14 protein-coding genes are annotated in these 14,222 nt (G+C 72.2%); 9 read left to right on the forward strand and 5 right to left on the reverse strand.

Going from position 1 to position 14,222, the window contains the following annotated elements; genetic code table 11:
* The first annotated feature begins 382 nt into the window (after positions 1–382).
* Positions 383–1,342, forward strand: coding sequence for a threonine/serine dehydratase (locus tag AB0G79_RS24695; RefSeq protein ID WP_360810029.1), 960 nt, complete (start codon positions 383–385; stop codon positions 1,340–1,342).
* Positions 1,343–1,585: 243 nt separating this feature from the next.
* Here the strand turns inward: AB0G79_RS24695 and AB0G79_RS24700 are convergent, their stop codons facing one another.
* The 3 genes from AB0G79_RS24700 to AB0G79_RS24710 all read right to left on the reverse strand — a co-directional run bounded on the left by AB0G79_RS24700 (position 1,586) and on the right by AB0G79_RS24710 (position 4,488).
* Complete coding sequence (locus tag AB0G79_RS24700) at positions 1,586–1,882, reverse strand: hypothetical protein (protein WP_360809931.1); 297 nt, start codon at positions 1,880–1,882, stop codon at positions 1,586–1,588.
* Between the two features lie 324 nt (positions 1,883–2,206).
* On the reverse strand, positions 2,207–2,929 hold the full coding sequence (locus AB0G79_RS24705; RefSeq protein WP_360810031.1) for a serine/threonine-protein kinase: 723 nt from the start codon (positions 2,927–2,929) through the stop codon (positions 2,207–2,209).
* A gap of 416 nt (positions 2,930–3,345) precedes the next feature.
* A complete protein-coding gene (locus tag AB0G79_RS24710) occupies positions 3,346–4,488 on the reverse strand; it encodes a hypothetical protein (protein WP_360809933.1) in 1,143 nt (380 codons plus the stop codon).
* A gap of 755 nt (positions 4,489–5,243) precedes the next feature.
* Here AB0G79_RS24710 and AB0G79_RS24715 point away from each other — a divergent pair.
* On the forward strand, positions 5,244–5,393 hold the full coding sequence (locus tag AB0G79_RS24715) for an SCO1431 family membrane protein (RefSeq protein WP_360809935.1): 150 nt from the start codon (positions 5,244–5,246) through the stop codon (positions 5,391–5,393).
* A gap of 73 nt (positions 5,394–5,466) precedes the next feature.
* On the forward strand, positions 5,467–6,621 hold the full coding sequence (locus AB0G79_RS24720; RefSeq protein WP_360809937.1) for an acyl-CoA dehydrogenase family protein: 1,155 nt from the start codon (positions 5,467–5,469) through the stop codon (positions 6,619–6,621).
* Here AB0G79_RS24720 and AB0G79_RS24725 read toward each other — a convergent pair.
* On the reverse strand, positions 6,584–6,958 hold the full coding sequence (locus AB0G79_RS24725) for a hypothetical protein (RefSeq protein WP_360809939.1): 375 nt from the start codon (positions 6,956–6,958) through the stop codon (positions 6,584–6,586). The genes AB0G79_RS24720 and AB0G79_RS24725 overlap by 38 nt on opposite strands.
* A 215-nt stretch (positions 6,959–7,173) precedes the next feature.
* Here AB0G79_RS24725 and AB0G79_RS24730 point away from each other — a divergent pair, with 215 nt between their 5' ends.
* Both AB0G79_RS24730 and AB0G79_RS24735 read left to right on the forward strand, forming a co-directional pair.
* Entirely contained in the window at positions 7,174–8,310 is a 1,137-nt protein-coding gene (locus AB0G79_RS24730) for a hypothetical protein (protein WP_360809941.1), read from the forward strand.
* Positions 8,311–8,320: 10 nt separating this feature from the next.
* On the forward strand, positions 8,321–9,409 hold the full coding sequence (locus AB0G79_RS24735) for a phosphotransferase family protein (protein ID WP_360809943.1): 1,089 nt from the start codon (positions 8,321–8,323) through the stop codon (positions 9,407–9,409).
* A 21-nt stretch (positions 9,410–9,430) separates the two neighbouring features.
* Here the strand turns inward: AB0G79_RS24735 and AB0G79_RS24740 are convergent, their stop codons facing one another.
* Positions 9,431–9,799 carry a hypothetical protein gene (locus AB0G79_RS24740; RefSeq protein ID WP_360809945.1) on the reverse strand — a complete coding sequence of 123 codons (369 nt, stop codon included), beginning with the start codon at positions 9,797–9,799 and terminating at the stop codon, positions 9,431–9,433.
* 224 nt (positions 9,800–10,023) lie between these two features.
* Here AB0G79_RS24740 and AB0G79_RS24745 point away from each other — a divergent pair, with 224 nt between their 5' ends.
* The 4 genes from AB0G79_RS24745 to fxsA all read left to right on the forward strand — a co-directional run bounded on the left by AB0G79_RS24745 (position 10,024) and on the right by fxsA (position 14,188).
* A complete protein-coding gene (locus AB0G79_RS24745) occupies positions 10,024–10,464 on the forward strand; it encodes an Lrp/AsnC family transcriptional regulator (RefSeq protein WP_017242178.1) in 441 nt (146 codons plus the stop codon).
* A 117-nt stretch (positions 10,465–10,581) separates the two neighbouring features.
* Positions 10,582–12,252, forward strand: a complete 1,671-nt coding sequence (locus AB0G79_RS24750) for an amidohydrolase (protein WP_360809947.1) — start codon at positions 10,582–10,584, stop codon at positions 12,250–12,252.
* Positions 12,253–12,720: 468 nt separating this feature from the next.
* A complete protein-coding gene (locus tag AB0G79_RS24755; protein WP_360809949.1) occupies positions 12,721–13,497 on the forward strand; it encodes a polyprenol monophosphomannose synthase in 777 nt (258 codons plus the stop codon).
* 94 nt (positions 13,498–13,591) lie between these two features.
* Positions 13,592–14,188, forward strand: a complete 597-nt coding sequence (fxsA, locus tag AB0G79_RS24760; RefSeq protein WP_360809951.1) for an FxsA family membrane protein — start codon at positions 13,592–13,594, stop codon at positions 14,186–14,188.
* Positions 14,189–14,222 lie beyond the last annotated feature (34 nt).

Below are 14,222 nucleotides of genomic sequence, written 5' to 3' on the forward strand. Positions count from 1 at the left end.
GCTCACACAGCCGTTCGCCGTGTTCTTCGGTGTGGGTGGTGTTGTGGTCGGTGTTTCCGGCCGCGCCAAATTCCTGGGCACGGGAAGATTCGACGATCCGCGCCTCCTTGGGCTGTAAAGACACGATGGTGCCCATGCGGGCACGCCGTCGCTGCTCGAAGACCGTCCGGGCAAGTCCGTTGGCCAGGTCGGGAGCGAGCTGCATTGTCGGTCTGTACGCGGCGATCCGTCGTGATGCCAAGGCCGGCCCGTCGCTGGTGGCTAGGATCATCGAACTGCCGCGCGGTTGATCCGCGTGCGCGGGCGCGGAGCCCACCTGGGTGCCGTGGATGATACGGATCCCGGTCGCCGCGGCTCGGATCATGTGACGGAGGCGAACGTGCTGATCACTGTCGCGGACGTGGAAGCCGCAGCCGAGCGGATCGCCGGGCATGTTCTACGGACCCCGACAGTACCGAGCCACGGGTTGTCCGCGCTCCTGGGCGCGCCTGTCACCGCGAAGCTGGAAGTGCTGCAGCGCACGGGCTCCTTCAAAGCACGCGGCGCGACGGCGAAGCTGCTCGCGCTCAGCGAGGTGGAACGCGCCGCCGGGGTCGTCACGGTGAGCGGCGGCAATCACGGCATCGGGCTCGCGGTCATGGCCGGAGTACTGGGCATCAAGGCGACCGTCGTCATGCCACGGTCCGCCCCCAGCCGCGCCGTGGACCTTGCCGAGGCCGCTGGGGCGAAGGTCATCATCGCGGACACCATGGACGGCGCGTTCGCCCTCGTGGACGAACTCCGGACCCAGGGGCTCACCCTGGTTCACCCCTTCGACGACCCCGTCGTCATCGCTGCCCAGGGCACGGTCGGCCTGGAGTTCGCGGAGGATGCCGGGGAGCTCACCGACGTACTCGTCAGCATCGGCGGTGGGGCGCTGATCTCAGGAGTCGCCACCGCGCTGCACGCGCGCCGCCCCGGTGTACGGATCTGGGGCGTGGAGACCGAAGGCGCGCGAGCCATGTCGGCGGCCCTGGCCTCCGGCGGGCCGGTGCCGGTCGAGCTGTCCTCGATCGTCTCGACACTGAGCGCTCCCAGTGCCTCGCAGCTCACCTACGAGCATGTCTCCGCGCTGGTCACCGATGTCCTCACGGTGACCGACACCGAGGCCGTGCAGGGCACCCTCGACCTGGCCGACCACGCGAAGGTCTGGGCCGAGCCCGCCGCCGGATGCCTGCTGCCCGCGGCACGCCGGGTCCTGGAGCGCGTCGGCGAGGGTGCCAGGATCGGCCTGGTGGTCTGCGGCGGCAACGCGAAGACCACCGATGTGACTGCCTGGGCCGAGCGCTTCGGGCTGCGCTGATCGCGCGGGCTTCGGACCCGGCTGGGCCGGGGTCCGACAGCTCCGGGCCTGATGACCGTCGTCATCTCCTGGTCTACCGGGCCACGGTCGCCCGTCGGCGAGGTCGCCGAAGGGCGACCGGAACGTGCTCAATCTACGCGGCCGGAGTGTAGTGGACGATGGCGGTCTCGCAGGCCTCAACATACGTCTTGGGGGCGTCGACCTCGGCCCGGTCGACGGACAGACCCGGCTCATGCACGGGCTTCAGCGGCCGCTTGAGGTGCGGTTCAGGACCTTGCTGGGGCAGTCGGGGATGTCGGAGCCGTCCGATGCCCTGGCCGTGTCGCCGCCACGGAGGTAGTAGGCGGACACCCAGGCGTTCCTGCCGGTCGGGCCGGATTCCGTCAACAGCCACCACGAGTTCCAGATGTCGCCGAGGCCATTGACGTCTCCGCCCCGGACGCGGCAGTGGACATGGCTGCGGCCGGCATCGAACTCGCCGAGTCGGTCGGAGTCCCTGGTCGGCTCGCTGCGGATCACACCCGCCAGGACGAAGGTCACCGCAACCTCGCGCAGACCGGTCGCGGATGACGACGCGCGCGTGGCGGTCGGTGAGCCAGGTGTCGTGCTCGGCGTGGTGGATGTCGTGCTCGAGGAGGTGGGTGTCGTGCTCGGCAAGGACCCGCCAACGTGGTCCTCTCGCTGGGAGTTGGCGTAGAGCACGGCCGAGACGACGAGGCCACGGTCGACAGCACGGTGCTGACCGCAATCACGGCCCGGCGCGGAAAGGCCGACCTGGCGGAGCCGGGAGCGCCCTTCGTCCGGTTGTCCGTACGGTCGTCGCGGCGAGCTTTCCTCTTGAGGTCCGGGCCCGCTGACGGGCTGTCACCGCTGATGGGTTCCGGCACGCCTCCGGGAATGACGTCCGGCGCCTGCTCCGGAACGAGCTCCATCTTCGGTGCCGGTGCCGGTGCCGGTGCCGGGTCCAGGGCCGTGGGCTCCGGGCCCGTCACCGCCGTCGTCCTCCGCACGGCGTGGGCGACCAGCACCGGAAGCCAGAGTTCGGGGACCGCGAGCCGGTCGGGACGGTCGCCATGCGTCCCCGAACAGGCCTCTACCGGTCGCTGTCCACGCCAGGAGAGCTCCGAGTGAGAAGACGTCGGAGCCCGGCCCGACCGGGTCTCCGGTCACCTGCTCGGGGGCCACGAAACCGGGGGTTCCGATGATTGCCCCGGTCTTCGTCACCCTGTCGGCACCGGTGGTGTCGGCGGTGCCGACCGAGATGCCGAAGTCGATCACGCGCGGGCCGTCCGCCGACAGCAGGACGTTCCCCGGGTTGAGGTCCCGGTGCACCACCCCGGCGGCGTGGATGGCCACCAGCGCCTCGGCCAGCCCCGCCCCCAGCGCGAGAACGGAGTCCTGAGCCCAAGGCCCGTACGCGCTCACGGCATCACTCAGGGACATACCGGGGACGTAGGCGGTGGCGAGCCACGGCGGGTCCCCGTCCGGCTCCGCGTCCACCACGGCGGCCGTGAAGACGCCGTTCACCCTGCGGGCGGCGGCAACCTCCTGGGCGAACCGGCGCCGGAAGCCGTCATCCTCCGCCAGGGCCCATCGTCATTGCCGCCCCCGTACCGCCCGACTCCTGCGGCGGGAGACTATCCAGCCCGCCGCCGGGGGCCGCCAGGCCCGGCTCTACCGCACGGCTGATGGGCGGGTGTCCGTGGGACTTCCTCCACCGCCTTCCCGGCTCGACCTTGCGGAGGAGGGACGGGTCTACCCCGTGCGTTTGGAGGGCTGCCAGCGGACCACGTGGCCGAGCCCACCTCCCAGAACGCCTCAGGACTGGCTCGACACGGACGAGCTGTAGTTGCCCGAGCAGCAGGTGCCCCTTCTGTCGGGTTCGTGCACGCGGTGGCGGTGGCTGCGGCCACGGTGATGGCTCCGCGCGAGCGACGGCGCCGGGGTTGTCGTTCCGGAGGGGGGATGCAACCCGACTGCCCGGCCGCCCCTTCGGGATGAGGTCAGAAGAACGTCATCAGCTCGACGCGCTTGTCCTCAGGGTTGAACCGAAGTCCGATGGTGAACGTCTGGTACCGGCCGCCGTCCACCTCGACGTCGACCAGCGCCGTGTAGAGCAGGTTCCCGTACGCGTCAAGGCGCAGGTTGTACAGGTATCCCTGTGCCACCAGCTTGCTGGCCGCGGCCTCCAGCGCGGGCTGATCCAGATGGAGCAGGCCGGCCTGTTCCATGGAGTCCCGGTGCTTGCCGTCCTGGAGGTATCCGTACCGGCCCCGCGACATCCAGATGTCGGGTGACTCCAGATGCGCGGCGTCAGGGCTGAGCGTCGCGAGCGCCGAGTGGCTGTCCTCGCGGTTCTGGCCGGTGAGGTGGCTGTTGATGCGGTAGCCCAGGAACGGTAGGAACAGCGTGTCGATCACTGCCATGGGCGTGAAGCCGAGTGCCTCGAACGGCAGCCCTGCTCCGTTGGGCTTCGCGCCGTATTCGCTCACACCTTCCAGGATCAGGTCGCCTACACGAAGGCCCGAGTTCATCAGGGACAGACCCAGGTGCGCCTTGAGGACGTTGCGGCCGGTGCAGTCGGCGTACCCGATGTAAGCGGGGTGCTCAGAAGCGGTGGAGGTGAGCGCCTTGGCCTGTTCCTCGGACAGGTTCGTGACGTACACGCAATACACCTGAAGCGAGTGGACGACCGTGAACGGCCGATGGTAGACGACGCTCCGGTCCATGGCGGTCTGCACGGCGTCGGCGGGGGCTTCGAGGAGGTCGCCGCGCAGGATCGAGTTGACCGGGACCCCCTTCCGCGGCCGGGGCAGACCGGATATCCACGCCTCAGCCACGTGTCTGCCGTAGAAGCCGTTGGAGCTCAGGGAGGCCACCGCGGAGTCGAAGAGAAGAGCGATCTCTCTGCGGCGGTGATCCGGTATCAACGCCTTGGCGAGGCCGCTGTAGGCAACGCCCATTTCGTCGAGGGTTCGGGTGAGCCGGAGGTGATCGGTGCGCATCATCCGGTGGAACACGCCATCGGTCACCTTGAACATGTTCCGCATCGCAGCGAGGAGGGCGTTGTTGTGGGTCGTAATCGAGTGGATGTTGAACGGTCCGGCGAGCAGCTCATCCCACGTCGTTGGGCTGTCGGCGGCCATGCTTGCCTCCTCGTGTCGGGCCCGCCACATGGTGGGGGGGACCACAAGGCTAGGCGCTCCATCACACGCGGAGCCCCGGATTTCGCCGGTCCTCGTGTGCAGCTCGCCAAGCCGTGGCCGGATCGCGGCGGGCCAGCGGGTTTCAGCTCCTCTCGAGGGCGGCGAAGTGGCGGAGGCCGAAGGCGAGCCATGCTCCGGTGGACTGGGCGCGGCCCTGTCGGTTCTCAGGGCACGGCTCCTGGCGGACACTGCGCTGCAAGCCCCCGTGCGCCACTGCGGTGCAGGTCCGCATGACCATGCCCGTACCGATCGCGAGCTGTCCGCCAAGTCCGGGCGCGGCGATTATGAGTGGAATCCGGGCAAGTGGGTTGAGGGCGAGAGCGGCGAGCATGACCGGTCCGGGTCCCCACCGTCGCTCCAGAGGCCGCCACATCACGGCGCCGAGGAAGCCGCCAACGCCGCCGGCACCCATGACGATGCCGAGGGCGGTCGGACTCCAGGACAGTTCCCGCAGCAGATATAGGGACCAGAGGGCCGTGCTCGCGGCGAGGACGAAGCTGGTGGTGGCGTTGGCCGGGACGGTGGAGTGGCGTCCGGCACACGGACGGGCCGCCGGTGGGCCGGCCCGGGTGCTCCTCGCCCTTGCGGCGCAAGGGCCCTGGGGTCTGCGTGGGCGGTGGGGCGGGTGGGTGGGCGCGGGGTGGGTGACCGACGTCTCTACCCCGGGGGCGGCTCCATGGCGCAGTGTGGTGGCCATGACCGCAACCACCTGCACCCGTCTCCTCACCCGTGCCCGCACCGGCGGCCCCCGTGACGGTGACGGGCCCAAGATCCTCGAGCACGTGCTCGGGTGGACGCTCGTCGTCGTGCTGGCCGTGTTCGTCACCCGGGCCGGGTTGATGTGACCCTCCGTCGGCCGTGATCCCCGGTACGTAACGGGGCATACTCCCTGCGCATCCGCCAGGGAGGAGCGCCGTCATGGCCGAGGGTCGTGGGACCGACGAGGCGCGGGAGCTGTTCGCGCTCGTGCGGGAGATCGCGCGGCGGGAGATCGCGCCGCGTGCCGCCGAGGAGGAGGCCGAGGGGCGGTTTCCCCGTGAGGTGTTCTCGCTGCTCTCCCGTTCGGGGCTGCTCGGGCTGCCGTACGACCCCGCGTACGGCGGGGGAGGGCAGCCGTACGAGGTCTACCTCCGGGTCCTGGAGGAGCTCGCCGCCGTCCGGCTGACCGTGGGGCTCGGCGTGAGCGTGCACACGCTGTCCTGCCACGCCCTCGCCGCCTTCGGCAGCGACGAGCAGCGCGCCGCCCACCTGCCCGCGATGCTCGGCGGCGGCCTCCTGGGGGCGTACTGCCTCTCCGAGCCCTCGGCGGGTTCCGACGCCGCCGCCCTGCGGACACGGGCCGTCAGGGACGGGGACGGGGGCGGGTGGGTGATCGACGGGGACAAGGCCTGGATCACGCACGGGGGCGTCGCCGATTTCCTCACCGTCATGGCCCGGACCGGCGGGCCCGGCGCCCGCGGCATCACCGCCTTCCTCGTGCCCGGCGACGCGCCGGGGCTCAGTGCCGCGCCTCCCGAGCGGAAGATGGGCATGAAGGGCTCGCCCACCGCGCAGCTCCGCTTCGAGGGGGTGCGCGTCCCCGACGCGCGGCGTCTCGGCGACGAGGGGCAGGGGTTCGCCATCGCGCTCGCCGCGCTCGACGCGGGGCGGCTCGGCATCGCCGCCTGTGCCGTCGGGCTCGCCTGTGCGGCGCTCGACGAGGCCGTGGCGTACGCGCGGGAGCGCCGCCAGTTCGGGCGGCCGATCGCCGACTTCCAGGGGCTCCGCTTCCTGCTCGCGGACATGGCGACGCTCGTGGAGGCGGGCAGGGCGCTCTACCTGTCGGCGGCGCGGCTCCGCGACGAGGGGCGGGACTTCGGGCGCGCGGCGGCGATGGCGAAGCTCTTCTGCTCGGACGCCGCCATGAAGGTCACGACCGACGCGGTGCAGGTGCTCGGCGGGTACGGCTACACCGCGGACTTTCCCGTGGAGCGCTATCTGCGCGAGGCGAAGATGCTCCAGATCGTGGAGGGAACCAACCAGATCCAGCGGGTCGTCATCGCGCGTCACCTGGTCGGACCAGAGTCCCGCTGACCCGTACCGTCCGGTCCGCCCAGACCGGCCCGGCGGCCAGCCGGTTCCACTCCTGGTCCCGGTGGCCGGGCAGGGTGCGGCCCTGGCTCGCCCAGAGGGCGACGAGGTCCTGGTAGATGGGCGGGTCGGGGAGCACGGGTACGGGCACCGGTGCGGGCGGAACGATCTGAGGAACCGATTCTTCAGCGCGGAGCGCGGCGCCGTGGGGTGCGGCGCCGTGGAGTGCGGCGGCATGGGGCGCGGCGCCGTGGGGTGCGTCAGTGTGCGGTGCGGCAGGGTGCGGTTCGGCCTGCCGGTGCCGGCCGTATCCGCTGGGAGCCGTGTGCAGCGTGGTCATGCACGGACCAACGCGTCCCCGGCGGCCCCGGTCACCGCCCCGCATGCTCGATCGGGAGTTCGGCCGTTACCCGTGCCCCCTGCCGGACCGCCTCCTCGGCTCGCCGGCCCCGGGGACGCCTCCCGTACCCCGTGCACGGATCTGGTCCCCCGGCCTCCAGCTGACGTACCGTCAGATCCACTTCGCGGAAGCCCCGTCGATCAGGAGGTCACCCCATGCCGGAGAACCGGCACGCCGACGACCGGCCCGTCGCCCTCGACGAATACCCGGTTCACCAGGCCCCGCTGTCGATGAAGCACCACGTCAGCGGCGACCGGAACGCCTACGACCGCTGCATCTTCCACGTCTTCGACCACTCGGGCCGGGCCCTGCTCATCGCCGGCCTCGGCGTCTACCCCAACCTCGGGGTCGTCGACGCCTACGCCACCCTGCGCGTCGGCGACACGCTGCACGCCGTCCGCGCCTCCGACGCCCTCGGCGACGACCGGATGAACCTCTCCGTCGGTCCGCTCGCCATCACCGTCGACGAGCCCCTCAAACGGCTGAGCCTCCGCTGCGAGGCCGCCCCCGACGATCCCGGAGGACTCTCCTTCGAGCTCACCTGGACCGGAGACTTCCCCGCCGTCTGGGAGCCCCACCACACCCAGCGCCACGGCGGCCGCCTCACCCTCGAAGGCCGCCGCTTCGTGCAGGCCGGGCGCTGCACGGGCACGATCAGGGCCGGTGGCGAGGAGTTCACGGTCACCGAGGGGGAGTGGACCGGAACCCGGGACCGCAGCTGGGGCGTTCGCCCGGTGCCCGGCGAAGAGCACGGCCGGAAGGACGAGTTCCGGCCGGAGGGCTTCCACTGGCTCTGGATCCCGATGCGCTTCGAGGACCGCTTCCTCATGGTCATCGCCCAGGAGGACGCCGACGGCTACCGCAGCCTCAACGAGGCCCTGCTCGTGCGGAACGGCCACCGCGACACCCAACTCGGCTGGCCCCGCACTGACATCACGTACCGCCCCGGCACGCGCGACCCCGAGCGGGCCGTCGTGCACGTCACCGACCCTGCCGGAAAGCCCCTGGAGATCGGCGTCGAGATCCTCGCCTCCTCGCCGCTCGCCGTCGGCGCCGGATACCCGCCCGCCACCGACTGGCAGCACGGCACCTGGCAGGGGCGCGGCTGGACGGACCGGCGCGCGTACGACCTCTCCGACCCGTCCGCGCACCCCATGGCCGCGTACGGCGTGACCGACCACGCCGCCCGCTTCACCCTCGACGGGCAGACGGGATACGGCATCTTCGAGCACGGCTCCTTCGGCCGCCACGACCCCAGCGGCTTCGCCGACCACACCTCGACCGCGAGCTGAGGAGACCGACGTGGCCACGCCCCGACCCCGCACCACCACCCGCGACCCCGAGGAGCTCGCGCGGCGCCTCGCCGTCTGGCTCGACCGGCACCTGCCCGGCGCCAGGGTCACCGACCTCGCGGTCCCCGGCTCCAACGGCATGTCCAGCGAGACGCTGCTCTTCGACCTGGACCACCCCGACGCGCCCGTGCGCGGCTGCGCCCTGCGCCTGGCCGCCGACCCGGCCGCGTACACCGTCTTCCCCGTCTACGACATGGCCAGGCAGCACCGCGTCATGCGCCTGGTCGGCGAGCACACCGACATCCCCGTGCCGCGCGTGCTCTGGCTGGAAGAGGACCCCGAACCGCTCGGCGCGCCCTTCTTCGTCATGGCCCGGGCCGAGGGACGCGTACCGCCGGACGTCATGCCCTACACGTACGAGGGGAACTGGCTCCACTCCGCGACGGACGCCGAACGCGCCCACCTGGAGGCCGAGTCGGTCTCCGTCCTCGCCAGGCTGCACGACCAGTTCCCCGCGAAGGAGGCGGAGTTCCTGCTGCCCGACGGCCCGGGGACCCCGCTGCGCCGCCACGTCGACGCCCAACGCGCCTACTACGCCTGGGTGGTGGACGGTCTCCCGGCCTCGCCGCTCATCGAGTCGGCCTTCGATTGGCTGGAGGAGCACTGGCCGGCGGACGAGGGCCCGGCCGTCCTCGGCTGGGGCGACGCCCGCATCGGCAACATCGTCTACGACGGGTTCACGCCGGCCGCCGTCCTGGACTGGGAGATGGCGGCCTGTGTCCCGCGCGAGGTCGACCTCGGCTGGAGCGTCTACCTCCACCGCTTCTTCCAGGACCTCACGGTGAGCTTCGGCCAGCCCGGCCTGCCCGAGTTCCTGCGGCGCGAAGCCGTCGAGCGGCGCTACGCGGAACTGACCGGGCACACCCCGCGCGACATGGAGTTCCACACGCTCTACGCGGCGCTGCGGCACGCGATCGTGATGCTCAGGGTCGCGTACCGGCAGGCCCACTTCGGAGAGGTCGAGGTGCCGGCGGACCCGGACGGCCTCATCCTGCACCGCGCCACGCTCGCGGCGATGGTGCAGGGCACGTACTGGTAGGTGGCTGGGCGCGCGGCGTGCCTACGCCGCGCGGCGCAGCTGGCCGACCCGCAGCGGGCGCGAGCCCGGACCGCCGACGTGCGAGAAGGGCTGCGTCCGCCAGTCGAGCCCCTGGGGGAGCGTCAGGAGCAGCGCGGTGTCCTGCTCCTGGACCTCCAGACTGTCGTCGGCGGCGCGGGCCTCGGAGGCCGTGATCCCCGTCCCCTGGCAGACCGTGAGGACGAAGGGGTTCCACGGCGTCGGGCAGAGCGCGTGCTCCGGCAGGACGTCCTCGTCGGCGAGCAGCGCGATGGGCTGCTCGCACGCCGGGCAGACGACCCGGAACATCTCAAAGGTGTCGTACGCGTCGAGCTCGTCGGACGTGTCGACGGAATCAGCAGACTCCTGCATGGAGAACTCCCCCTCGGGTGGGTCGGCCGGATCTGTACGGCCTCGACCACAGCAAGCACTTCCCCGGCCGAACTCCGCGTAACCGCTTGCCGGTGTCCCGTGTTCGGCGCAAACCTGTGGCGTTCGTCACATGCCCGGCGCAGGTGCCCCGTGATCGCCCATAGCGGTCTATACGGGGCCGCCCCGGCTGTTCCCCGGAGCCTTCGGCGCACTAGGGTCACCGCATGGAGGAGCTGGATCGTCAGATCGTCGAGTTGCTCGTCAAGGACGGGCGCATGAGCTACACCGACCTGGGCAAGGCCACCGGCCTGTCCACCTCGGCTGTGCATCAGCGCGTCCGCCGTCTCGAGCAGCGCGGTGTCATCCGCGGCTATGCCGCCGTCGTCGACCCCGAGGCCGTGGGCCTGCCGCTCACCGCCTTCATCTCGGTCAAACCCTTCGACCCGAGCGCCCCGGACGACACCCCCGACCGCCTCGCCGACATCCCCGAGATCGAGGCCTGCCACAGCGTCGCCGGTGACGAGAACTACATCCTCAAGGTGAGGGTCGCCACGCCGCTGGAGCTGGAGCACCTGCTCAGCCGCATCCGCTCCCAGGCCGGGGTGTCCAGCCGGACGACCGTCGTCCTCTCCACCCCGTACGAGGCCAGGCCGCCGCGCATCTGACGCGACGCCGCCCCGGGGCGGGGGACCCGCCGGTCGGCCGGGGCTGGGGTCCGCCGGTCGCCCGCGGCGGGGGACCTGCCGGACAAACCGGGTCCCGGCAGGTCATAGCCTGGTCCCATGAGTGAGTCCTTGCCCGAGGTGTCCGCCGCCTCCGTCGCCTCCGCCACCTCCGCCGCCGATCAGCGCACGGTGCTGCTGCGCGGCGGGGAAGTCCACAGCCCCGCCGACCCCTTCGCCACCGCCATGGTGGTGGAGCGCGGGCACGTCGCCTGGGTCGGCTCGGAGGGCGCGGCCGACGCCTTCGCCTCCGGCGTGGACGAGGTCGTCGACCTCGAAGGCGCGCTCGTCACCCCGGCGTTCGTCGACGCGCACGTCCACACCACGGCCACCGGACTCGCCCTCACCGGCCTCGACCTGTCCTCCGCCGCCTCGCTCGCCGAGGCGGCGGAGCTGATCCGCGCCCACGCCGCAGCCCGCCCCGGCGACCGCATCCTCGTCGGCCACGGCTGGGACGCCTCCCGCTGGCCCGAGCGCCGCCCCCTCACCCGCGCCGAGCTCGACGGGCTGACCGCCGGCCGCCCGCTCTACCTCACGCGCATCGACGTCCACTCGGCCGTCGTCACCACCGCCCTCCTCGACCTCGTTCCGGGCGTCCGCGACCTGGACGGCTTCCACGACGGGCAGCAGCCGCTCACCGGCGACGCGCACCACGCCGTCCGCGCCGCCGCCTACGCCGCGATCTCCCCGGAGCAGCGCACGGAGGCGCAGCGCGCCGCCCGCGCCCACGCGGCCTCGCTGGGCATCGGAACGCTGCACGAGTGCGGCGGGCCGCGGATCTCCTCCGAGGACGACTTCACCGGCCTCCTCGACCTCGCCCGTGCCGAGGCCGGGCCCCGCGTCGTGGGCTACTGGGCCGACCTCGACGTCGAGCGGGCCCGCGCCCTCGGCGCCCTCGGCGCGGCCGGCGACCTCTTCGCCGACGGCTCCCTCGGTTCGCACACCGCCTGCCTCCACGAGCCGTACGCGGACCACGCCGACCGTGCGCACACCGGCGCCGCCCACCTGGACGCGGCCACCGTCGCCGCCCACGTCGTCGCCTGCACCGAGGTCGGCCTCCAGGCCGGCTTCCACGCCATCGGCGACGCCGCCGTGACCGCCGTCGTCGACGGCGTGCGGGCCGCGGCCGAGAAGGTCGGTCTCGCCCGGGTCCGGGCCGCCCGGCACCGTGTCGAGCACGCCGAGATGCTCACCCCCGAGACGATCGCGGCCTTCGCCGAGCTGGGCCTCACCGCCTCGGTCCAGCCCGCCTTCGACGCGCTCTGGGGCGGCGACGAGGGCATGTACGCCGACCGGCTCGGCGTGGAGCGGGCCCGCACCCTCAACCCGTACGCGGGACTCCTGCGCGCGGGCGTGCCGCTGGCCTTCGGTTCCGACAGCCCGGTCACCCCGCTCGACCCGTGGGGGACCGTCCGGGCCGCCGCCTTCCACCGCACTCCCGAGCACCGGATCTCGGTCCGCGCCGCCTTCACCGCCCACACGCGCGGCGGCTGGCGGGCCGTGGGGCGCGACGACGCCGGGACGCTCGTCCCGGGCGCGCCCGCCGACTACGCGATCTGGAGCACCGGCGAGCTCCTGGTGCAGGCGCCCGACGACCGGGTGGCCCGCTGGTCCACGGACCCCCGGTCCGGTACGCCCGGTCTGCCCGATCTGTCGCCGGGCGCCGAGCTTCCGGTCTGCCTGCGGACCGTGGTGTACGGGCAGACGGTTTTCGTACGGCCGAACGAGTGATGTAGGGATATATCCGGCCCCTCGCGACCGTCCCGCACGCTTGTCCCCGACCTGCGGATCTTCCCCTCCGGCCTGGACTTTTGGGACATTTCCGCAGGTCAAGCGGGTGTTGACAGGCAACAGGCGGGGGCGGGTAGGTTCTCGGCGTCCACCAATGGACGTCCGACCGGTTCGAACCCCCTCGCAGTCGCCGACCGCCGCCCGCGACTCGGTCGCGAGGGAAGGTTTCTCCGGCGGAAGGTGCGACCCGGGTGGGGCCCGGACGTTCAGTAGACAACGGCTCTCGGTCGACCCGCAGCCAGCGGATCCCAGGTCGGACCGAAGGACGTCGGGCCCCGCACCGCACGGCACGCCCCCATATGTCCCGCCCTGCCCTCCCGCCCCAGGGCTCCCGCGCGACCGCCGCGGCGGACCACTCCGAGGACCTCGCTATGGTGGGGTTCTGCGTTTGTATCCGAAGGGGCAGTAGTGAACGACGGTGGCCAGAGGCGTTACGGCCCGCTCGGCAAGGCCTTGGTGATCATTCCGACCTACAACGAGGCGGACAACATCAAGCCGATCGTCGCGCGGGTGCGGGAGGCCGTACCCGAGGCGCACGTTCTCGTCGCCGACGACAACAGCCCTGACGGCACGGGCAAGTTCGCGGACGAGATCGCGTCCGAGGACGATCACGTCCACGTCCTGCACCGGAAGGGCAAGGAGGGGCTCGGCGCCGCCTACCTCGCCGGCTTCCGCTGGGGCATCGAGAACGGCTACGGCGTCCTCGTCGAGATGGACGCGGACGGCTCCCACCAGCCCGAGGAGCTGCCCCGGCTGCTCACCGCCCTCAAGGGCGCGGACCTCGTCCTCGGCTCCCGCTGGGTGCCGGGCGGCCGGATCGTGAACTGGCCGAAGTCCCGCGAGTTCATCTCCCGCGGCGGGAGCCTCTACTCGCGCGTGATGCTCGACGTGCCGATCCGCGACGTCACCGGCGGCTACCGGGCCTTCCGCAAGGAGACCCTGGAGGGCCTCGGCCTGGAGAACGTGGCCTCGGCCGGCTACTGCTTCCAGGTCGACCTGGCCCGCCGCGCGGTCGCCGCGGGCTTCCACGTCGTCGAGGTCCCGATCACCTTCGTCGAGCGCGAGATCGGCGACTCCAAGATGAGCCGGAACATCGTCGTCGAGGCGCTGTGGCGGGTCACCGGCTGGGGCCTGACCGCGCGCGCGGAGAAGGTCGGCAAGCTGATCGGCCGCAAGTCCGCCTGACGCACGCGCCGCACGCGCGGGGCCGGCTCCTCCGGGGCCGGCCCTGATCCTTCCTTTACGACGTTCCGGCGGCGCGCCAGGCACACTGGGGTCCATGACGACCGGCGCAACGCCTCCCCTCGCCCGCAAGCGCTCACGCGCGCGTACCTACCTGCCCCTCGCCGTCGCCGCCTGGCTGGTCCTGGAGATCTGGCTGCTCACGGTGGTGGCGAACGCGGCGGGCGCGCTGACCGTGCTCCTCCTGCTCGTCGGCGGCGCCGTCCTCGGCGCCACCGTCATGAAGCGGGCGGGCCGACGCGCCTTCCGGAACCTCGGCTCGACCTTCAAGGAGGCCCAGGCGGCCGCGCAGGCCGGCGGGGTGCCTCCGGCGGCGGCCGACCGGACCGGCGCCGACGACCGCAACGGCTTCCTGATGCTCGGCGGCCTGCTCCTGATGATCCCCGGCCTGATCTCGGACGCGGCCGGCCTGCTCCTGCTGATCCCGCAGGTCCGCTCGTTCCTCGGGCGGTACGTGGAGAAGACCGTGGAGCGCCGGATGAGCGCCGCGCCTCCCGGCAGCCTCCAGGACGCCTTCCAGCAGGCTCGTATCCACCGCCCGGACGGAAAGGTCGTCCAGGGCGAGGTCGTCCGCGAGGATGCGCACCAGGGGCCGCGTCGACCCGACGAGCCCCGCCCGCCCCTGACGCCCTGACCTGAATCCGTACGGCGCCGTCGAACCGTACGCG

Origin of the sequence: Streptomyces sp. NPDC020807 (assembly GCF_040641575.1) — a bacterium.
In the GTDB taxonomy this organism is placed as follows: Bacteria; Actinomycetota; Actinomycetes; order Streptomycetales; family Streptomycetaceae; genus Streptomyces.